Source organism: Bradyrhizobium iriomotense (assembly GCF_030160715.1).
Classification (GTDB): Bacteria; Pseudomonadota; Alphaproteobacteria; order Rhizobiales; family Xanthobacteraceae; genus Bradyrhizobium; species Bradyrhizobium iriomotense.
Genome location: NZ_BSOW01000011.1, coordinates 149723 through 171467, shown reverse-complemented (window position 1 = coordinate 171467; position 21745 = coordinate 149723). Strand labels below are relative to the sequence as shown.

General features: G+C 65.3%; 15 protein-coding genes and 1 pseudogene. 3 read left to right on the top strand and 13 right to left on the bottom strand.

Annotated features, from left to right (window positions below; all coding sequences use genetic code 11):
• Positions 1-88: 88 nt before the first annotated feature.
• The gene (locus QQL28_RS17480) at positions 89-1471 is read right to left on the bottom strand and encodes an ethanolamine ammonia-lyase subunit EutB (protein WP_284267297.1); all 1383 of its coding nucleotides are present in this window, start codon (positions 1469-1471) and stop codon (positions 89-91) included.
• 304 nt (positions 1472-1775) lie between these two features.
• On the opposite strand from QQL28_RS17480, the gene QQL28_RS17475 reads away from it, so the two are divergent.
• Positions 1776-3515 carry a methyl-accepting chemotaxis protein gene (locus QQL28_RS17475; protein WP_284267296.1) on the top strand — a complete coding sequence of 580 codons (1740 nt, stop codon included), beginning with the start codon at positions 1776-1778 and terminating at the stop codon, positions 3513-3515.
• A gap of 73 nt (positions 3516-3588) precedes the next feature.
• Here QQL28_RS17475 and QQL28_RS17470 read toward each other — a convergent pair whose 3' ends face one another.
• On the bottom strand, positions 3589-4050 hold the full coding sequence (locus QQL28_RS17470) for a VOC family protein (protein WP_284267295.1): 462 nt from the start codon (positions 4048-4050) through the stop codon (positions 3589-3591).
• A gap of 146 nt (positions 4051-4196) precedes the next feature.
• On the opposite strand from QQL28_RS17470, the pseudogene QQL28_RS17465 reads away from it, so the two are divergent.
• Positions 4197-4355, top strand: a pseudogene (locus tag QQL28_RS17465) (methyl-accepting chemotaxis protein); the annotation flags it as partial.
• Between the two features lie 268 nt (positions 4356-4623).
• Positions 4624-5778, top strand: coding sequence for a DUF937 domain-containing protein (locus QQL28_RS17460; RefSeq protein ID WP_284267293.1), 1155 nt, complete (start codon positions 4624-4626; stop codon positions 5776-5778).
• Between the two features lie 124 nt (positions 5779-5902).
• On the opposite strand, the gene QQL28_RS17455 is transcribed toward QQL28_RS17460, so the two are convergent.
• From QQL28_RS17455 to QQL28_RS17405, 11 genes are all read right to left on the bottom strand, one after another.
• The gene (locus tag QQL28_RS17455) at positions 5903-6127 is read right to left on the bottom strand and encodes a LapA family protein (RefSeq protein WP_284267292.1); all 225 of its coding nucleotides are present in this window, start codon (positions 6125-6127) and stop codon (positions 5903-5905) included.
• 74 nt (positions 6128-6201) lie between these two features.
• A complete protein-coding gene (locus QQL28_RS17450; protein ID WP_284267291.1) occupies positions 6202-6777 on the bottom strand; it encodes an HdeD family acid-resistance protein in 576 nt (191 codons plus the stop codon).
• Between the two features lie 130 nt (positions 6778-6907).
• Positions 6908-8431: an FAD-dependent oxidoreductase gene (locus QQL28_RS17445; RefSeq protein ID WP_284267290.1), complete on the bottom strand. Its 1524-nt coding sequence runs from the start codon at positions 8429-8431 to the stop codon at positions 6908-6910.
• 203 nt (positions 8432-8634) lie between these two features.
• The gene (locus tag QQL28_RS17440) at positions 8635-9528 is read right to left on the bottom strand and encodes an alpha/beta fold hydrolase (RefSeq protein ID WP_284267289.1); all 894 of its coding nucleotides are present in this window, start codon (positions 9526-9528) and stop codon (positions 8635-8637) included.
• A gap of 39 nt (positions 9529-9567) precedes the next feature.
• Complete coding sequence (locus QQL28_RS17435) at positions 9568-10395, bottom strand: HD domain-containing protein (RefSeq protein WP_284267288.1); 828 nt, start codon at positions 10393-10395, stop codon at positions 9568-9570.
• A 282-nt stretch (positions 10396-10677) separates the two neighbouring features.
• The gene (locus QQL28_RS17430; RefSeq protein WP_284267287.1) at positions 10678-12333 is read right to left on the bottom strand and encodes a tetratricopeptide repeat protein; all 1656 of its coding nucleotides are present in this window, start codon (positions 12331-12333) and stop codon (positions 10678-10680) included.
• Positions 12330-13010 (bottom strand): formyltransferase family protein, encoded by a 681-nt coding sequence (locus tag QQL28_RS17425; protein WP_284267286.1) that lies wholly within the window; start codon positions 13008-13010, stop codon positions 12330-12332. Before QQL28_RS17425 ends, QQL28_RS17430 begins: the two co-directional genes overlap by 4 nt.
• Before the next feature lie 282 nt (positions 13011-13292).
• Positions 13293-14171 carry a transglutaminase family protein gene (locus tag QQL28_RS17420; protein WP_284267285.1) on the bottom strand — a complete coding sequence of 293 codons (879 nt, stop codon included), beginning with the start codon at positions 14169-14171 and terminating at the stop codon, positions 13293-13295.
• Positions 14168-16690: a circularly permuted type 2 ATP-grasp protein gene (locus tag QQL28_RS17415; protein ID WP_284267284.1), complete on the bottom strand. Its 2523-nt coding sequence runs from the start codon at positions 16688-16690 to the stop codon at positions 14168-14170. The genes QQL28_RS17420 and QQL28_RS17415 overlap by 4 nt, the downstream gene beginning before the upstream one ends.
• 27 nt (positions 16691-16717) lie before the next feature.
• Entirely contained in the window at positions 16718-19987 is a 3270-nt protein-coding gene (locus QQL28_RS17410; protein ID WP_284267283.1) for a transglutaminase family protein, read from the bottom strand.
• A gap of 102 nt (positions 19988-20089) precedes the next feature.
• Entirely contained in the window at positions 20090-21613 is a 1524-nt protein-coding gene (locus tag QQL28_RS17405; protein WP_284267282.1) for a UxaA family hydrolase, read from the bottom strand.
• Between the last annotated feature and the right edge of the window lie 132 nt (positions 21614-21745).

Sequence of the window (21745 nt, the reverse complement as noted above, 5' to 3'; positions counted from 1 at the left end):
TGTGGCATGGGCCTAATTCGTAAGACGCACCAATGGTTTCCGAGGTTCACGCAGATCGTCCGTGACCATGCGAAATTCGGGCCGGCTTTCAGGCGATCAGGCGTGCGGCAAAATCGGGTAGCAGCCCCGCATCGCGAGCAAGCCGGAAATCGGCACCCGCAATCCCGCTGTCCTCCAGCCAGTCGTCGAACTCCGGCGCGCGGTGCAGGCCGAAGACGTCGCGGACATAGAGCGCGTCATGGAAGGAGGTCGACTGATAATTCAGCATGACGTCGTCTGCGCCGGGCACCCCCATGATGAAGGTGACGCCGGCGGCGGCGAGCAGCGTCAGGAGATTGTCCATGTCGTCCTGGTCCGCCTCGGCATGGTTGGTGTAGCAGATGTCGACTCCGAGCGGCAGGCCGAGCAGCTTGCCGCAGAAATGATCCTCGAGCCCAGCACGGATGATCTCCTTGCCGTCATAGAGATATTCCGGGCCAATGAAGCCGACCACGCTGTTGACCAGCAGGGGTTGATACGCGCGGGCGACCGCATAGGCGCGCGCCTCGCAAGTCTGCTGGTCGACGCCGTGATGGGCGTTGGCCGACAGCGCCGAGCCCTGGCCGGTCTCGAAATACATCACGTTCTGCCCGACCGTGCCGCGCCTCAGCGACAGCCCGGCCTCGTTCGCTTCCTTGAGCAAAGCGAGATCGATGCCGAAGCTGCGGTTGGCAGCCTCAGTCCCGGCGACCGACTGGAACACCAGGTCGACCGGCACCCCCTGCCCGATCAGCGACAACGTCGTCGTCACATGGGTGAGCACGCAGCCCTGGGTCGGGATGTTCAGCCGCGCAATGATCTCGTCCAAGAGCCGCAGCAACCGACCGATGATCGCGGGGTCATCGCTCGCCGGGTTGATGCCGATGCAGGCATCGCCCGCGCCAAGCAGGATGCCGTCGAGGATCGAGGCGGTAATGCCCTTGGCATCGTCGAAGGGGTGGTTGGGCTGGAGCCGCGTGCTCATCCCCCCCTTCAGGCCGATGGTGTTGCGGAACGACGTGATCACCTCGCATTTGCGCGCCGCGAGGATCAGGTCCTGGTTGCGCATGAGCTTCGACACCGCGGCCGCCATCTCCGGCGTGATGCCGCGGGACAGCCGTCGCAAACCTTCCGTCGTCGCGGTGTCCGAGAGCAGCCAGTCGCGGAAGCCGCCGACGGTGAGCGCGGCCACCGGCGCGAAGGCCTTTGCATCGTGGGTGTCGATGACGAGGCGCGTGACCTCGTCGGCCTCATAGGGGACCACGGCCTCCTGGAGGAATTGGCCAAGCGGAACGTCGGCGAGCGCCATCCGCGCCGCAATCATCTCCTCGGCGCTGGCAGCGGCAATCCCGGCCAGTCGGTCACCGGAGCGCGGCGGGGTCGCCTTGGCCAGGAGGTCGCGCAGATCGGCGAAAACATAGCTCGTCGCATCGATGGTGTGGCGATAGACCAAAGGTCCCTCCGGCGTCAGTCGGCCGATGGCCGAGGCAGAACCAATCCGGCTCCGAGGTGTACGTGTCTCGCGGCGCCGGCGCATGCTGATCTTCGCAGCATGGCATGCCAATCCCGGGAGGCGCATGGCCGAAAATCGATAGCGTCTCCAAGAGACTGATATTCCTTGTATTTTCTACGACCAAGGTCTGAGATGCAACCCTGGCGCGTTAACGCTGCATCCACCTTCATTCTGCATAGTTTTGTATCAATTTTACCGTCCGCGTTACCGGCCGCACGTAAAGGCCATTCGGGCCCTGAAAACCATGACAACCGACCAAACCGGGAATGCCTCGCGCCTGGCGGGCCGTTTCACGCTCGCCACCAGGCTATATTCGATCTTCGCGCTGTTCGCGCTCCTCACCGCAGGGATCGCGGTGCTGTCGGACTACAACAGCCGCCGCGGCGCCGAGCTCACGGCCGCGATCGAAACCGCGAATGCGGCGGCGCTGAACGTCGAGCGCGTCAACTCGCTGGTTTACGCCGTGGTGATGGAATCCCGCGGCGTCTACATGTCGACCGACCCGGCCGTGGTGAAGAAATACGGCGAAGGCCTTCTGAAGTTCAACGGGCAGATGCTGGACGTGGTCAAGCGCTGGGAGACCATCGTCAAGGCCGACGATGCCGAGCAGTTCGCGACCTTCAGGAAGCGCATCGAGCAGTTCGTCGATTTCCGGAAAGAACTGGTGCGTCGCGCCAACGAGGTCAGCCCGGCCGCGGGGCGCGACTGGGGCGACAACGACGCCAACCGCAGCGTCCGTTCGGCGCTGAACAAGGATCTCGAGGCGCTGTCGAAGGTCTATGCCGAGCGCGCCAGGCAGATTGCGCAGGAGACCGAGACCAATCGCACGCTCTCCTTCGTGCTGACGTGCCTTGGCGGCGTCGCGCTGGCGCTCGTCGTGATCGGCATTGTCATCATCGCGCGCTCGATCGCCCGTCCGCTCTCGACGATTACCGCGACCATCAAGCAGGTCGCCGACGGCGAAGAGAATGTCGTAGTGCCGCATGCCGAGCGTGCCGACGAGATCGGCGCACTGGCGCGCGCGATCCGGATCTTCCAGGAGGCGATGGACCGCAACCGCAATCTGGCCTCGCAGGTCTCGCAGGACTCTGCGGCGCGCAACGAGCGCGCGCGCCATATCGAGATCTCGGTCGAGGCCTTCCGCGAGGCGATCGGCGCCGTCATGCGGGGCCTTGCCGACAACGCGTCGGCGATGCGCGAGACCGCGCAGACGATCACCCGCGTCACGGCAGATGCCAGCACGCGCGCCGGCGCGGCGGCGAGCGCCACCGAGCAGGCCTCGCACAATGTCACGGCGGTGGCGGGGGCGGCTGAAGAGCTGTCGGCATCCGTCGAGGAGATCGGCCGTCAGGTGCGGCAGTCGGCGAGCGCCGTCGAGCAGACCGGCCAGCGCACCGAGAAATCGATCTCCGAGATCGAGAGCCTGGCCGCCGCCACGCAGCGCATCGACGGCGTGCTCAATCTGATCCAGGCGATCGCCGAGCAGACCAATCTGCTTGCGCTCAACGCCACCATCGAGGCGGCGCGCGCCGGCGATGCCGGCCGCGGCTTTGCCGTCGTCGCCCATGAGGTCAAGGCGCTCGCGGGGCAGACCGCGAAGGCGACCGCCGAGATCAGCGAGAACGTCGGCACGATCCAGTCCTCGACCCGCAACGCGGTCGAGGCCGTGCGCGAGATCGGCGGCGCCGTGCGCGAGATCAACGACGTCACCTCGGCCATCGCAGGTGCCATCGGCCAGCAGGACTCCGCGACTCGCGAAATCTCCGCCAACGCGCAGTCCGCCGCGCAAGGCAACGAAACGCTGGTCGCCAACATCACCTCGCTTCGCGACGCCATCGGCGAGACGGACACCGCAGCAACGTCCGTGCTGACCGCGGCAAGCAGCCTGACCGCAACGGCCGAGACGCTGTCGCGCGAGGTGGAGAAATTCTTCCAGAATTTGCGCTCGGGACCCGCTGAGCGCGGGATCTCCAAGGCGGGCTGACAGCCCGTAGCGTGACGACATTGGTGGCGCGGGCCAAGAATTCACGCGCCGAACGTTTCAGGTGGAGCGAAGACTAGCCGTTCTGCGTACCATCGGCATAGCCTCCACCAATCTGCGTTCCCGGTGCGAGCAGCCCCTTGCCGGGCACGTGATTGAGTTCCAGCCTCGTACCGTCCGGATCCTCGAACAATACAGAGTAGTAACCGGGAGCAAAACCGTCCTCCCGCGGTTCGTGCACGATGTGTGCGCCGATCTTGACTAGAAAGTGGTACGCCTCGTCGACGTCGGCTCGCTCGCGAGCACGGAAGCAGTGGTGGTGCAATCCGACCGAACCTTGGCGAAATCGTTGTCCGTCGTACTCCGCAGCCGGGGCATGAATGCCGAAGCCCGTACGACCACCGACACAATAGAAAGTGTTCACGGTATCGGCCACTATCGTGAGGCCCAGGAACGGCAACAATTGTCCGTAGAACGCTCGTGCGGCCGCAAAATTTCCAGCCGTGATAAACGTATGGGCAACACCATTGATTTCCATGTTGAACGCTCCCCGACGTTGTTGCTTGCGACGTTACAGACAATTCTCCCCGTCAGCTCAGATCGGCGCACCATATGGTCGCTCGATACGGAGGCGCTGTGGCACGCTGGGCAGCTGGCGACAAGGCCATGATATCACCTTCGGCGGCGGCGCGCGCCGGCGATGCCGGCCGCGGCTTTGCCGTCGTCGCCCATGAGGTTGGGGCGCCCGCCGGTCAGATCGCAAAGGCCACCGCCGAGATCGGCGAGAACGTCGGCATGATCCATTCCAGGACCCGCAACGCAGTCGAGACCGTGCGCGACGTCTTGGCGTGGCGCCCGCTCTCCGTGTTGTGACTGGACAGGCCGGAAATTTGGGCGTGCTACATTCCGTTTGATCCCAATGTAATGGATCGATCGGTGAGTAGCGCAAATCTGTTGGCGAGACATTAGGCCTGCCAGATCGCATCACTTGCACAATCCTGAACCAAATTTCTGTTGCAGCAATCGCTGGACGACGCGGCTAGCGTGAACCAAGCCGCAGCATCGGAGCCAAGGAGACAACTCACCTCACAACCAAAATGGAGAGATCGCGATGGCATCCAGTCTCATCTCTGTTGTGATGCAGTTCCTCACCCCAGACATGATCGCAAAGATCGCTTCTGCCTTGGGCGTTGATCGCAGCGTCGCGCAAAAGGCCATTGGAGGCGCCGTCCCCACGCTGCTTGCGGGCCTCGCGGATGTGGCCTCCACTCCGAACGGGGCGCGCCAACTTTCCGGCACGTTGGCGCAGCAACTGCCTGGGTCGCTGGAGAATTTCAAGAGCCTCATCGGCGGTTCGGGTCAGAACGCGCTCACGGAAACCGGATCGGGCCTGCTGTCTGGTCTGTTCGGTGGCGGAGCGACGGATACGATCGCACAGTCGATCGGGAAGTTCGCAGGACTCGACGAAGGGTCCAGCAAGTCGCTACTCGGTGTGCTCGCCCCCTTGGTCCTCGGGGTGTTGGGTCAACACCAGCGCAGTGCAGGCCTGGATGCAAGCGGGCTGGCGTCGCTTCTCGGCTCACAAAAGGATCAGATCGCCGCGGCGATTCCGTCCGGCCTGGCCGATCAGTTGAGCGCTGCCGGCCTCATCGACAGGGCAGCGGGAACCATGCGCGGCGGTGCCGCAGCCGCTTCGGCCGCCGGGAGCCGAATTACCGACGCCTCGGAGCGTACAGTTGCCGGGGCTAGTCGGGCGGCTTACGCCGCAACAAGCGCAGCATCGTCGCAGTGGCCCTATTGGTTAGTCGCGCTGGTCGTATTGGGGGGACTTGTCTGGTATGCCACCGGGCGTCAGGCGAGCGAACCGGTTGCCGAATTGCCGCGTCCCGCCGCAACGCAGCCCCCGACCGGAACCGTGGGTCTGGCACCGCCAGATCTGACAATTGGAGGAGTGAACCTGGCGAACCAGGTCAACGCGTCCGTCGGCACGTTGCGATCCGTGCTGCCGACCATTACGGACGCCACCTCCGCGCAGGCGGCGCTTCCCAAGCTTCGGGAAGCGACGACCCAATTGAACGACGTCAGCAACCTCGCGACGAAGCTTACCCCCGAAGGCAAGAGCGCACTTGCCAAGTTGATCGCGGCAGCAACGCCGACCATCAACCAGATGTGCGACAAGGTGCTGGCGACCCCCGGAGTTGGGGACATCGCGAAGCCAACGATCGATGAGCTTCGCGGAAAGCTCGATGCGCTCTCGCGCGCTTGATCGTTAGATGCCCGTCGGCGCGGTCTGCCCGAGGCGAACCGCGTCGAACAACGGGCGCGCTGGTGAACGCAGCTCAGGTGACAGTCCGACCGGCGATGCCGTGCGGGATGATCGGTCGCACGCGTCATTCGGCGCCGCGCCAGGAGCCTTTATAGGAGCGTCGCAGAAGCGCGAACAGGCTGCCGCCGGTCGCAGCGCCAAGCAGATAGACGACGACGGAGAGCAGCGCGAGCGGCAGGCTGAGGTTCACCTTGAGGAACGAGACCGTGACGGTCTCGAAATTCTGCGCGGCGAACACCACGATTGCGACCGCGAACAGGATAATGATGGTGAGATAGACCCAACGCATGAAGCACCCCCCTTCGGCCGCGCGGAGGATCGCGCGGTCAACCGCGACTTAAAATCAACCCTTCCTCGCGCGCCTTATGTGCTGCGCCGCAGGCTGAAACCAAGGCTCAGCCAGCCCGCACCGGCAAAGATCAGATCGATGCCGAGGAACAGGCCGAGGATGTAGACGCTGTTGACCGGCCAGCGCGCCAGGATCAACAGGCCGAGCAACAGGGTAATGACGGCCGAGAGCGCGACCCAGATCCAGGGGCTCTCGCGCTTCATGCTGAAGGCGAGAAACAGCCTGACGACGCCGGAAGCGATCAGCGAGGCACCCAGGAACAGGGTCAGCAGCACCGCGGCGAACAGCGGGTTCTCGAAGGTCAAAAAGCCCGCGATGACGTAGAGCACGCCGAGCAGCGCCCAGATCAGGAACTTGCCCCAGCTCTTCATCTGGAATGCGCCGATGACCTCGGTTACGCCGGCGACGATCATCATCACGCCGACCACCAGCACGCTCGCTACCGTCGCCATCACCACGCTGCCGAGCGCAATGAAGCCGGCGATGACGTAGACGACGCCGAGCGCGACGATCCAGCCCCATTTCGGCCGCAGCGCCGCGATGCCTGTGCCCAAGCCTAGACTGTGTGACATATCCGAAGCAGTTGTCATGACGGCTACTCCTACATGCGAACCCCCACGGCACACGTCAGGATAGCATGGGCCCAGTGGGGACGACAGCCAGAAGAGCAGCCGTCACCGGTGCCGCCGTTGATTCAGGTCAAGACCGCCAAAGCGCGCCTCACGCGCGCGACCGCTCCATATCCAGCTCGGCCTTCAGACTTTCGAGATCGCGATAAATTGAAGCGACGGCCCGCACGCGGCCGCCCTTCCGGTACCGGAGCAGGCAGTCCCTGCCCGTGATGCTGCCGTCGATCTTGATGTCGTCCCAGCCTTCGGCGTGGCCGACATAGTTGATCGGCACGTCATAATGCTGGCTCCAGAAGAACGGCACGGCGTCGTAGCGTTCGCGCCGGCCGAGCATATTGCGCGCTGCGGTCTGCCCCTGCCGCTCGGCAACCACCCAATGTTCGACGCGGACGCTGGCCTGCGAATGCGGATCCGGCCAGCGCGCGATGTCGCCGGCCGCAAAGATGCCGGGCGCGCTGGTTTCGAGATAGGCGTCCACGCTCACGCCGCGATCGATCGCAAGCCCAGCCCGCTCGGCCAGCTCGAGGCGCGGCTTGACGCCGATGCCGACCACCACGAGGTCCGACTCGATCACGCCGCCACCTTTCAGGTGAGCGCGGCGGCCGTCGAGCTTCTCCACGGTGTCCTTGAGGTGGAAATGGACGCCGTTCTCTTCATGAAGCGCACGGACGAAGTCGCCCATCTCGGCTCCCAGGATGCGCTCCATCGGCCGCTCTTCCGGGGCGACGACGTGCACCTCGAGCTTGCGCGCCCGCAACGACGCGGCGACCTCCAGGCCGATGAAGCTCGCCCCGATCACGAGCGCGCGCCTGGCGCTACCGGCCGCCGCGATGATGGCGCGGCTGTCGGCAACCGATCGCAGGGTGTGGACATGCGGCTGGTCGCTACCTGGAATTTTCAGCTTCACGGGCTCCGCGCCGGTCGCCAGCAGGAGCCGGTCGAACGGCACCTTGTCGCCGTTGCCCAACGTCACATGGCGTTGCTTCGGATCGAGCGCGGCGACGGAGGTGTCGAGCCTGAGATCGATGCCTGCACCAGCGTAATAGTCCTCCGGCCGGAGCGGCAGCCAATCCTCCGGCGCATTGCCGGCCAGATAGTCCTTGGACAGGTTCGGCCGGTCGACCGGCAAGGCACTGTCGTTGCTGAGCATGGTGATGCTGCCGGCAAATCCTTCGCGGCGGAGCATTTCGGCTGCGGCAAATCCCGCCGCGCCACCACCGATGATGACGAACCGGTCCGGCGTCGGCGCAGAACGGTGCGGCGCGGCCTGTGGTGGCGCCTCCCGCTTGCGGCGCACGACGATCCTGTCCTTTTCGCGTTCGACCTCCCAGACCGCCAGCGCATTCAGCGCCGGCGCCGCGACCGCCTCGCCGGTGCGCAGTGAGAAGCAGGCGTGGTGCCAGGGGCAGCGAATGGTGTCGTCGACCACGAGCCCTTCGGCGAGCGGACCGTGATAATGCGTGCAAGCGGGTTCGATCGCCACAACCTCGGTGCCGAGCTGCACCAGGAGAACGTCTTCGTCACCGACATGGCCGAGCAGCTTACCGTCGTTGAAATCGGCGAGGTTCACGCCCCTTGTCAGATCGGGTCCGCTCGGCTGTTTCTCGTCGGTCATGGCACAGTCCTCCCGGCGCGGGTCTCGCGCTGCATGGGTGGACGGCCCCAACTACGAAAGGTTCCCGAAACTCGGGAAAAATCACGGATCCAGGAAACGCCCCCAAAGCGCGATGAGATTGGGATGAATCGTCATCGCGCTTTAGGTTCTTGTTTGAGCATGATCTTTTCGTAAGACCGCTTTACACTTTTCCGGATCATGCCCTAGCGCTCCGCCGCCTTGCGGAGGTCGAGCACGGCCTGCGCCCATTCGGCGGGCCGCTCCTGCGGCAAGTTGTGGCCGGCGTCGCGGAAGACGCGCAGTTCAAAAGCGCCCCCGAACTTCGGCCTGTGGGATGCAGTACCCGGAAGGACGCCGTCGGAGTCGCCGTCGATGGCAATCGTCGGCACGCGAATTGGCGGCTGCGCCGCCAGCCGTGCCTCCATTGCCTCATAGGCGGGATCGCCTGCGACCAGCGCGTAGCGATGCCGGTAGGAATGGATCACGACGTCGACGAAGTCCGCATTGTCGAATGCCGCCGCGCTTGTGTCGAACGTCGCGTCGTCGAACGTCCATTTCGGCGACCACATCGACCAGAGCTGGCGGGCAAAGCCGCGCCGGTTGCGCTCGAGCGCGCGGCGGCCGCGCTCGTTATGAAAGAGATACTGATACCAGAGCGCGGCTTCTTGCGGCGGCGAGGCCGGCTCCATCGACCGCGCGATGTTCTGGATGTTGTAGGAATTTCCGGAGACGAGCCCGACGACCCGCTCCGGGTACAGCGCCGAGACCACGCAGGCCGCGCGCCCGCCCCAGTCATAACCGCCGACCACCGCACGTTCGATCTTCAGAGCATCCATGAAGGCCAGGAGGTCAGCGCCGAGCGCCGCCTGCTCGCCCGAGCGCAACGTCTTGTCGGACAAAAAACGCGTCCCACCATAGCCGCGCAGCCACGGCACCAGCACCCGCGCGCCGGATTGCGCGATGAGCGGCGCAGTTTCCGCATAGGCGTGGACGTCGTAGGGAAAACCATGGCCCATGATGCAGGGCCAGCCGTCCGGCGCGCCGAATTCGAGATAGGCGACGTCGAGGACGCCGGCGGTCACTGTTTTCGGTTGCATTCTTGCGACAACCCTCTTGCGAACGAACGATGCGTATCCTTACCTCTGCGGCCCCGACAGCGAGATGTCGCGCTCGGCGCGGAAAACATTGCTGTAGAGATTGGCGATCCATTGCCGTCCGAGGTCGGTCTTGTTGAGATAGCCGATCTCGGTCTGGATATGCGGGGCGACGCTGTCCCAATAGAACTGCGGATAGCGGTGGACGACGTCGGCGGGCGAGTCATAACCGAGCTGCCGATTGATGCCGACCTCCTCGAATTCATAGTAGAGCGCGTTGGCCTTGCGCAGGTAATTGGGATCGCCGAGCTGGCCGATGAAATCGGCAGCGCGCAGGATCGAGGCGTCGGCGTCGTAGTCCTGGCCGTCCCGAGCCGGAAACCGCGTGCCTTCGATGGCACTGGCAATACGTTCGGGATCGAGCCCCGGAATATGTTGTAGCCGCCGCATCACGTAGAGCTTCGATCGATCGACGTGATACATCATCAGGCTGGCATCGGATGCACCGCGCGGCAGCGCGATCTTGGTGCCGACCTCGTCGATCAGGAAACCGTCTTCGTCATCTTCCTCGAACAGGCCGCGCACATAGCCGATGTCATGGGCGAGGCAGGCGATCAGGACGTGGATGAAATCCTCCGCCAACGAATGGGTATGGAGATATCGGCCACTGAGGATGGCATGACCCGCCAGTGTCACCAGCATCGTGTGCTCGATATTGTGATAGAGTGCATCGCTGTTGCCGATGCATTCCATCGCCGTGCGGGTCGCGCCCTCGATGATTCTTGCAGAGGACTCGTCGAACCGGCGACGCATGAACGAGCCCAGTATCTTCTCCAAGGAATCTGCCGCCAGTCTCGATAACGTCATCATGGATGCAGCCCCGCAGTCGGTGGTGTTCCCACGCCAACTCCTGACGCCTCGTTTCTCGTTGCCCTGGGGCAGCATAGCCCATCTCCGCCCCGCGGACCAAATCTCCGATGAGGTCGCGGGACAAAGATTTATGTTGCAATGACGGCGGCCAATCGCCTTCACGAGAGGACCACCGCGTAGCCGGTCGGCGAAGCAGTGCCGCAGAAGCCGGTCGCCATCGCTGACCTGATCAGAGGTCTCCATGGACGTCCCTGATCGCGTGAGACGCGGTGGCCCAAGGGGCTAGTTCAGCCCAAGCTCGGGCATAGCGCCCGCGCGCCGCGCCAGCATGGCGTCGAACGCGGTCTTGATCCTGCGAACGAACGGGTCCTTGTAGGGAAAATCCGGGTTCTCGTCGTGCACCAGCATGGAGGCGTTGACCTCGAAGACGACGAGGTTCTCCTGGTCGTCGAGCGCGCAGTCGATGCCGAAATAGTCGAGACCGATGCGGCTCCCGATCGTTCGCAACACGTCATGATGACGGGCGGTAAAAACCGATTTGGGGTCGCGCAGGAATTGTTCCTCCTCGCGCTGCATCCAGTCCTGGCTTGCCATGTCCGTGCTATCGCGGTGCAGCTTCCAGCCGTCTCCGATCGCCAGATGATAGGGCAGCATCTGCTCGCCCACGAAAATGAACCGGTACTTGCGGAAACGGCCGTCGGCCGACCGATAGTCGATCGGCTCGATCAGATAGCGATCCTCACTCGCGCGTTCGGCAAGGAATGCCGTCAGAGCGTCGCGATCCTCGAACCTGGCGAAGAAGTCCCCGCCATGGGTCCCCGCCGGCCTCGCCAGCAACGGAAACGTCAGCTCGCTTCCTGGGAGCGGAAGCACCTGGCCGGCGGCGATGCGCCATGTGCGCGGCACGCGACAGCCCGGAATGCCGGCAAGCGCAACCGCGGTCGCATCGCGTGTCGTCCGCAAGATCTTTTCGGGTTCGTTAACGACCGGCTTGCCGAGGCGCCTGGCAATCTCGTCGGCGAGCGGTAGAATGGCCGCGCCCTGATCAGCATCGCACACGAGGTTGACGACGACGTCGGCCTCACGTGCGAGCGACGCGAGATCCGGCCGGATCGAGGGCGACAGCGAGAGGATGTCGGTCTGGTAGGCGCAATCGCGAAACAGATACGCGATCGGCGTGTTGCCGACGAAGGGCGCGAACAGAGCGAGCACGCGGAAGCTGGCCGGCGACCGCGTCGCGGGTCGGCGCAGCACCGGGTGAAGCCGGACGGCTCGCTCATAGGCGGTCTCCGCGGCCTCGGTCTCGCCGATCGCCTGCCGGATCGCGCCGATCCAGTAGAGATTGTCGGCCCGCTCGGGTGCGAGCACGGCGGCCCGCTCGAAATGCGCGATCGCATCCTCGATCTGCTTCAGCTCGAAGCAGACCTTGCCAAGCTCCGCATGAAGGCTCGCGTCGTCGGGCACCTCCTCGATGAGTTCGCCGAGCAGGACCTGAGCAAGCACATATTGCCTGGTCGCGACGAGCGCCTGCACCAGATTGGTCCGCGACGGACGATGCGCCGGGTTCAGCCGCAGCGCTTCGAGATAGAGCGCGATGGCCTGCTGCGCCATGCCGGTCTTCAGATGCACGTTGCCGAGGTTGCACCAGCAGGCGACGAGATGCGGCGCAAGCCGCAGGGCGGCCTTGTAGTTCTCGGCCGCGGAATCGAGATCGTCGCAGAGCATGAAGGCGTTGGCGAGCGCGGCGTGAAGATCGGCCGCCATGTCAGTGGCGGTAGCGATCGACATCATGGTCACCAGCGCGAGACCGGCCTGAAAGAGCGCGATCGCGTCCTTCAGCTCACCGCGCCTGTAATGCTCGCGTCCCCTGCGCAGCAGGTCGGCGGCGCTCGGTCCGGTCGGAACCTGCGGCGAGAAAGCGGTCGACGTCAGGCTCATGCGTGCTCCGCCGGAAACCTCGCCGCGAAGGTCACGCCGTGCAGATTGAGGGTCGGCGTGATGCCGTAGTGATTGGCACCGAAGATGCGCATCCGGCGCCACAGCTCGTCCTTGCTGATATCCAGCGGAATGTCGCAGATGGCCTTGTAATTACGCCGCGAGTTTCTCCGACCGCTCCATTGGATCTCCGGACGCGGCGCCGGAAGCAACGGCTGATGGGCCAATCGATCGGCCCATTCCACGAACAGGCTCAAGAGCTGCGCATAAGTCAGTTCGCAGAGACCGAGGACGCCGGCGTTTTCCGGAATGGGAAACGAGGTGACGTCGAGGATCATGCCGGTATCGACGCGCTCGGCCATGGCGTGAAGGGTCACGCCGAACTCGCTCGCGCGGTCATAGAGCGCGAAGTGCGTGGGTGCCCAGCCGGGATAGGTCGGCGGCCCCGGATGGAAATTGTAGGCGCCATAGCCGAGGCTCGCGAGAAGCTCGCCCGGCACAATGATGCTGGAGGCAAAGGCGATCAGCCGGGCATGCCGAAGAAGCGATGGATCGAGGCTCCTGAGCTCGGTGATCCCGGTCACCGGCCTGATCGTCAGGTCCTGCCGGCGGCTCCTCAATATCTGCGACAATGCAGCCTGCTCGGCAGCTTCCGTCAGCAACACAACGGCCTCGAACATCGGTTACCGCTTCGTTAACGATGATGGTGAGCCAAAATGTCGCAGCGGCCTGTTAACAGCGCATTAATGATGAGCGTCTGGACACGGAAGAGAAACATCGGGAAACAAAATTGTTGGAAAGGTGATTGTGTACGAGCTGCTCATCACACACTCAGTCATCATCGCCCGCGAAAGCGCGCGATCCAGTATCCCAGAGGCGCCACGAATACGGAGAAGCCGCGGCGTAGTGGATTCCCCGCTTTCGCGAGGAATGACAGCTGAAAACCTGGTGAGAGCACCGCCCTACTCCACCAGCATCACGTCCACGGCGACGCCGAGCTTCTGCTTTGGCGAGCCGACGATGATGCCATCGACCGGCGAGACGTCGGAGAAGTCGCGTCCCATTGCGAGCACGATGTGATCGTTGGCGACCAGAAGATCGTTGGTCGGATCGAGCCCGACCCAGCCGAGCTCAGGCCCGCACCACAGCGAGACCCAGGCGTGCGTGGCATCGGCGCCTTGCAGGCGCGGCTGGCCGGGCGGCGGGATGGTGCGCAAGTAACCGCTGACATAGGCCGCCGGCAGCCCGAGGCCGCGCAGCCCCGCGATCATCACATGGGCAAAGTCCTGGCAGACGCCGTGGCGCTTGTCGAACACCTCGTTGAGCGGCGTCGAGATCACCGTCGCCTTCGGGTCGTAGCGAAATTCGCTGCGGATGCGATGCATCAGATCGACGGCGCCGGCGAGGATGCCGGCGCCGGGCGCAAAGCTCATCGCAGCGTAGGCGCTGACGGGACGCAGCACCGGCACCAGCGGGCTCGCGAAGACGTAGCCGACCGGCGACGACGGCCCGAGGCTCGTCGCCTCGAACGCGATGTCGCGGATGCTTTCCCAGGGCGGGCTGAAGGCATCGCGCGCAGGCGGTGTTCGCGACACCGACACGCGGGAGCGGGAATCGATACGCAAGTTGCGGTGCGGCGCCTCGATCAAGATACTCTCGGTCAGAGTGCCGAAGAAATCGCGCCGCACGTTGCGGCTCGCGGGCCGCGGCCGAATCTCGACATTGTGCGAGATGAGCTCCTGCCCGTCGCCGCTCCTCGGCTCCAGGCGCAGCGTGCAGCGGGCGAAGCTGACCGGACTCTCGTAGGAATAGGTCGTGACGTGACGGATGTCGTAGATCACGCCAGCCCCGTCAGCTTTTCCGGCCGGCTGGCGTTGGGGCCATGCGGGAAGTAATGCAGCCCGATCGCCTCCGCGAGGTTGAGCAGGTCCTGCTCCAGCGAGAACAGCGTCTTGACCTCGAGCTTCTCGGCCTCGGCCGTGGCGAGCATCGCCTGCACGGCGACCGCGAGCCTTTGCGGCTTCTCGATCAGGCCGTACTCCTTCAGGCTCGGCAGAGCTGCAATGTGCTCGTTCAGGCTTGCGACCTGGAAAGCGACCGAGCGGGGATTGAAGCTGTCCAGCACCGCGAGATCGCGTACCGGCGCGAGCACCGGCGCCAGCAGATAGCGCGAGCGATAGGTGATCTGGCAATCGACCAGCGTCAGCAGCACGTCGAGGTCCTCGTCGCCCGCTTCGTCATAGGCGAACTGCCGCGCAAAGCGCGTGGTGTTGATGGCGCGCTCGGCGCGGCGGCCCATGTCGAGGAAGCGCCAGCCGGCGGCGCGGTTCATGTTCTCCTGCGCAAGGCCGGCGAAGCTCGCGAGCTCCTGCAAGGTGAGCTCGGCCGCGCTGAGCACGCTGTCGTCGTCCTCGACCTCATAGGCGAGCCGCTCGGCCATCTCGGTGATGACCTGCCAGGCGTCGGGCGACAACCGCTCACGCAGACCGGTTGCCGTGCGTTGCGCCGCGCGCACCAGCGACAGTGCCGAGCCGAAACGGTCGGGGCTTTGCAGTGCTTCGGCCGCGATCCGTCCGGGGGCCGTGCGCGAGGCTTGCGAGATCGCGCCCCAGGCGACGAGGATGCGCTGGATGCGCTCGGCTGACTGCATCGCGGCCGATGCGCCCTTGTTGTTGGGTCCGCGCATCGGCGAGCCGAGCGCGCGCACCAGCCGCAGCGTGGCCTCGGCGCGTTCGAGATAGCGGCCGAGCCAGAACAGATTGTCGGCGGCACGGCTCGGCAGAACGCCGGCGATGCGGCGGATCCGCACCTTGTCGGTCGCGGGCAGCAGCGTCGCGGTGGAGACCTGCTTCTCCGAGACGACCCAGACGTCGGCGGCACGCGCGCCATCGCCCATCGACACGGCACGCGCATCCGCCTGCTCGGCGATCCGGCAGAAGCCGCCGGGCATGATGGTCCAGCCGTCCGGTGTGGCCGCGGCAAACACACGCAGCACGAAGGGGCGAGGGGTGAGCTGCCCCTGTTCCCACACCGGCATGGTCGAGAGCCGCACCACCTCCTGGCCGACATAGTCCATGCCGCGCCCGCCGATCGCGTCGATCAGGCGCTGGCGCTCGGATGCGTCGAGCTCGCTCGCAAGCACCGGGCCCGTGCCGTGGAAGCCGGGAACGCCGCGGCGATAGGCGCCCTCGATCGCGACCTCGTCGAGCCGCGACAAGACCTCCTCACGCGCCGAGCGCTGGCCGCACCACCAGGTGGCGATGTGCGGCATCTTCAATTCCTCGCCGAGCAGGCGACGGCTCAGCGCCGGCAGGAAGCCGAGCAGCGCCCTCGCCTCCAGCACGCCGGAGCCCGGCATGTTGGCGACGACGACGCCATCCTTGCGCAACACGTCGATCAGCCCGGGCACACCCAACCGCGAGGACGCCTCGAGCTCGAGCGGATCGAGCGAGTTGGAATCGACCCGGCGCAGGAGCACGTCGAGCCGCTTCAGGCCTGCGACGGTGCGGATGTGGATGCGGTTGTCGCTGACCGCGAGATCGTCGCCCTCGACCAGCAGAAAGCCGAGGTAGCGCGCAAGCGTCGCGTGCTCGAAATAGGTCTCGCTGAAGCTGCCGGGCGTCAGCACGCCGATGCGCGGCTCGTCGCGGTCGGCGCTGGCGCGAAGGGAGTCCCGAAACGCCTCGAAGAACGGCGCGACGCGCGGCACGTTCATCGACTTGTAGAGGTCGGCGAAGGCGCGCGACAGCACGAGGCGGTTTTCCAGCGCGTAGCCCGCCCCCGACGGCGCCTGCGTGCGGTCTCCGAGCACCCACCAGCGCCCGTCGGGCCCTCGGCCGACATCCGCGGCATAGATCGACAGATACCGCCCGCCGGGCGGCACCACGCCGCAGACGGGCCGCAGATATTCGGGGCTGCCGGCGATCGCGGCGGCAGGGAGCGCGCCCTCGGCGACCAGCCGTCCCTCGCCATAGATGTCGCGCAGCACGAGTTCGAGAAGCTGGGCGCGCTGCTTGATGCCGGCTGAAAGCTGCTGCCAATCGGCCTCGTCGATCAGGAGCGGCAGGTGGCTGAGCGACCACGGCCGGTCGGCGCTGTCGCCGGGCGCCCGGTAGGTGACACCGGCCTCGCGCAAATGGCGGTCGGCCATGGCAAAGCGCCGCTCGATCTCGTCAGGCGCCAGCGCACCGAAGGCGTCGAAGAAACGGCTCCAGACGGCGCGCGGGGCACCGCCGGGGTTGAGGAATTCGTCGGGGATGCCGGGCAGCCGGCTATAGTCGCGGACCCATTGCGCGAGACGGCGCTGGCCGGGGCGTCCGCTGCCCGACTGACCAGTCCCCTCGGTTGCGCCCTCGCCCATGCGCCTCTCCTTGCCACACCCCCATACTCAATGCAGGAGCGGCGTGCGCAAGTCGAGGGTTAGCGGAAACTCAATTGTGCGTTCCTCCGGCGGCGGCTGGCTGGGGCCCGGCGTATGGCCGTGGTCCTGGAAGCGCGCCAGCCGCCGCGCCTCGGCCTCGTAGGTGTTGACCGGCTTGGTGTCGTAGCTGCGTCCCCCGGGATGGGCGACGTGATAGACGCAGCCGCCGAGCGAGCGGCCGTTCCAGGTGTCTATCAGGTCGAAGGTCAGGGGCGCGTGGACCGGGATGGTCGGGTGCAGGCCGGAGGCCGGCTGCCAGGCCTTGAAGCGGACGCCAGCGACCGCCTCCGCTGACCGGCCGGTCGGGGTCATCGGCAGGCGACGGCCGTTGCAGGTCACGACGTGCCGGCCCTCGATGAAGCCCTCAGCTTTCACCTGAAGTCGCTCGACCGAGCTATCAACATAACGAACAGTACCGCCGGCCGAGCCCTCCTCGCCGAGCACATGCCAGGGCTCCAGCGCCTGGCGCAATTCCAGCGTCACGCCGCCATGGTGGACGCGGCCGAAGGCGGGAAAACGGAATTCGAGCTGGGCCAGATACCATTCCGGCTCAAAGGGATAGCCGGATTGCTTCAACTCAGAAAGCACGTCAACGAAGTCTTCCCAGATGAAGTGAGGCAGCATGAAGCGATCATGCAGCGCCGTGCCCCAGCGCACGAACTTGCCGGCTTGCGGCTCGCGCCAGAGCTTTGCGATCAGCGCGCGGACCAGAAGCTGCTGCGCCAGCGACATGCGCGGATCGGGCGGCATTTCGAGCGCGCGGAATTCGACCAGGCCAAGCCGCCCGGTCGGGCCTTCCGGCGAATAGAGCTTGTCGATGCAGATCTCGGCGCGATGGGTGTTACCGGTGATGTCGACGAGCAGATGCCGGAACAGCCGGTCGACCAGCCACAGCGGCGTCTGATAGCCCGGCGGCGGCACGTGCGAGAGCGCGATCTCGAGCTCGTAGATGCTGTCATGCCGCGCCTCGTCGATTCGCGGCGCCTGGCTGGTTGGGCCGATGAACAGGCCGGAAAAGAAGTAGGACAGCGACGGGTGGCGCTGCCAGTACAGCACGAGACTCTTCAGGAGGTCGGGTCGGCGCAGGAACGGTGAGTCCTGCGGGCTGGAACCGCCGACCACGACGTGGTTGCCGCCGCCGGTGCCGGTGTGGCGACCATCGACCAGGAAGCGGTTGGCGCCGAGGCGAACCTTGGCGGCGTCCTCGTACAGACCGAAGGTGATGTCGACCGCCTCGCGCCAGTTCTTCGCCGGCTGGATGTTGATCTCGATCACGCCGGGATCCGGCGTCACCTTGATGACGTCGATGCGCGGATCGAACGGCGGCGGATAGCCCTCGACATGGACCTGGAGCTGCATCTCCTCGGCGGTGGCTTCAAGTGCCGCTATCAGCTCGAGATAATCCTCGATGCGCTCGACCGGCGGCATGAACGCGCAGAGCACGCCGTCGCGGACTTCGACGGACATCGCGGTGCGGACCGGGACGGACGTGTTAAGATGCTCGGGCGCGACCCGCGGCGGCGATTGCGGACGCGCCGCGAGGCTGAACACCGGCAGCTTGCCCCGCGCCTCAATCGGGTCCTGCTCGACGATGTAGGGATATTGGTTGGGTGGAACGTAGCCGAGCGAGCCGATCGGCAAGCGCAGGCCCAGAGGGGAATCGCCCGGCGTCAGGAACAGATGGCTGCGCCGGAGAGTCCAGCGCTCGCTCCGCCAGCGCGGCGGCGCATTCCAGCGCTGCACCGGCAGCACGAAGCCCTTCGGCGTATTCAGCCCCTCATCGAACACCCGCGCCATGCGCGCACGCTCTTCCGGGTCGGAGAGCTTGGAGTCGGATGGATCGACATTGACGGGAAGGTCCGCTTCCTTCTGCAACCAGTAAGCAGGGTCCTCATAGGCCGGCATGATGTAACCGGAATCGAGCCCAAGCCGCACCGCCGCGCCCTCGATGAACGCTTGGGCATCCCTGACCTCGGCGCGCCGTGGATTTTCGATCTTCGCAATCAGGTCGGCATTCTTCCAGATCGGCACGCCGTCCTTGCGCCAGTACAGGCCAAACGCCCAGCGCGGCAGGCTCTCGCCGGGATACCATTTGCCCTGGCCATAATGCAGCAGGCCGCCCGTCCCGAAGCGCGTGCGCAGGCGGCGGATCAGATCGTCGGCAAGCGCGCGCTTTGTGGGACCGACGGCCTCGGTGTTCCACTCCGGCGCTTCGAGATCGTCGACCGACACGAAGGTCGGCTCGCCGCCCATGGTGAGCCGCACGTCCTGAGCCGCGAGATCGCCGTCGACCTGCTCGCCGAGATCGTTGAGCCGCGTCCAGGATTCGTCGGAAAACGGCTTTGTGATGCGCGGCGCCTCGCGGATGCGCCGGACGCTCATGTCGAAGGCGAACTCGACTTCCGCAAAGCCGGCGCCGCCGGAGATTGGCGCGGCAGAGCGGTAGTGCGGCGTCGCGGCTACCGGGATGTGCCCCTCGCCCGCGAGCATCCCGGATGTCGCATCGAAACCGATCCAGCCCGCGCCCGGCAGATAGACCTCGGCCCAGGCGTGCAGATCGGTGAAGTCGTTCTCGACTTCGGGCGGTCCCTCGATCGGATCGATGTCGGGACGGATCTGGATCAGATAGCCGGAAACGAAGCGCGCCGCGAGGCCGAGATGACGGAAGGTCTGGATCAAAAGCCAGGCGGAGTCGCGACACGATCCGGCGCTGGACGACAGCGTCTCCTCCGGTGTCTGCACGCCCGGCTCCATCCGGATGATGTAGCGAATCTTCTTCTGCAGCTCCCTGTTGAGATCGACCAGGAAGTTAACGGTGTTCGGAGCTTCGTGCGGGATCGTGTCGAGATATTTCGCGAACAAGCGATCGGGCTTGATGGTCTCGAGATAGGGCGCAAGCTCCGTCTTCAAGTCCTTTGGATAGTCGAACGGGAAGCTGTCCGCATAGGGCTCGACGAAGAAGTCGAACGGATTGACCACGGTCATCTGCGCCGTGAAATCGACCTCGAACTTCAGCTCGGTGGTCTTCTCCGGAAAGACGTAGCGGGCGAGCCAATTGCCTTGCGGATCCTGCTGCCAGTTCACGAAATGATTGGCCGGGGTGACCTTGAGCGAGTAGCTCAGGATCGGCGTGCGCGTATGCGGCGCCGGTCGCAGCCGGATGGTCTGCGGTCCCAGATCGATCGGACGGTCGTATTTGTAGTGCGTGACGTGGTGTAATGCGACGTAGATCGACACGGATGCGGTGCTCCAGCAGCTTTTTTGAGCAGAACACCTGATGTCATCGCGATCAAGCACTAACAACGGGCAGCGCGTGCCTACGGCACGGGCTGCACGCAGCTACATCGTGGCGCCGATCACCCAGGGCGCGAACTCGGCGCCGCCGAAGTCGAAGCTCTCGCTCTTGGTGGGCTGGCCCGAGGCCGTCTTCAGGATCAGGTCGAAGATGCGCTGCCCACATTGCTCGACGGTCTCGGAGCCTTCGAGGACGGTGCCGCAATTGACGTCCATGTCCTCTTCCATGCGCTTGTACATGGGCGTGTTGGTCGCAAGCTTGATCGACGGCGCGGGCTTGCAGCCGAACACACTGCCGCGCCCCGTCGTGAAGCAGACCAGATTGGCGCCGCCTGCGACCTGGCCGGTCGCAGCGACCGGGTCGTAGCCGGGCGTGTCCATGAACACAAAGCCCTTCTTCGTCACCGGCTCAGCATAGCGCAGCACGTCGACGAGATTGGTGGTGCCCGCCTTGGCCATCGCACCGAGTGATTTCTCGAGGATCGTGGTGAGGCCGCCCGCCTTGTTGCCGGGGCTCGGATTGGCGTTCATCTCGGCGCCTTCGCGCTCGGTATACTCTTCCCACCAGCGCATGAGATCGACGAGCTTTTCGCCGACTTCACGGCTGACCGCGCGGCGCGTGAGCAGATGTTCTGCACCATAGGTCTCCGGCGTTTCGGAGAGGATCACCGTGCCACCGTGACGCACGATGAGATCGCTGGCCGCGCCGAGCGCGGGATTGGCGGACACGCCGGAATAGCCGTCCGAGCCGCCACATTGCAGCGCCACGGTCAGCTCGCTCGCCGGGACCGCTTCGCGCTTCACGTTGTTGGCGTCAGCGAGCGCCTCGCGCACGAAGGCAACGCCGGCCTCGACCGTCTTGCGGGTGCCGCCGACCTCCTGGATGTCCATCGCGCGCAGGCGCCCGGCGAGCTTCTGCTCCTCCATCAGGCCACCGATCTGGTTCACCTCGCAGCCGAGGCCCAGCACGATCACGTGGGAAAAATTGACGTGCCGCGCATAGCCGCCGAGCGTGCGGCGGAGCAACGCCAGCGGCTCGTTCTGCGTCATGCCGCAGCCGGTCTTGTGCGTCAGCGCGACGACGCCGTCGACGTTGGGGAATTCGGCCAGCGGATTTTCACCGGTGAAGGGATTTTTCTTGAACACGTCGGCGACGAGGCCAGCGACATGCGCGCTGCAATTCACCGAGGTGAGGATGCCGATATAGTTGCGCGTAGCGACGCGGCCATCGGGGCGGCGGATGCCCTCGAAGGTCGCCGGCAGATCGAAATTCGGCGTCGGCTTGACGTCGGCGCAATAGGCATAGTCCTTGGCGAAATCGCCCATGCCGCAATTCTGCGTGTGCACGTGCTGGCCGGGCGCGATCGGCGCGGTGGCAAAACCGATGATCTGGCCGTAGCGCTTGACCGGCTCGCCCACCGCGATCGGCTTGATCGCGACCTTGTGCCCCGACGGGATGCGGTCGACCGTCGTTACGCCGTCAGCCACCGTTGTTCCGGGCGGCAGGCTGGCACGCGCGATCACCACGCCATCATCGGGATGCAGGCGGATGACGGGGGCTGGGGTCATCATCGTTCTCCTATATCGAAACTCTCGCTCCCCGGATGCTGCGCAGCGCGAAGCGGTGCGCTGCTGATCCGGGGCCTACACGTGACGTCGGCAACTGGGTCCCGGCTCTGCGGTGCATCGCTTCGCGCTGCA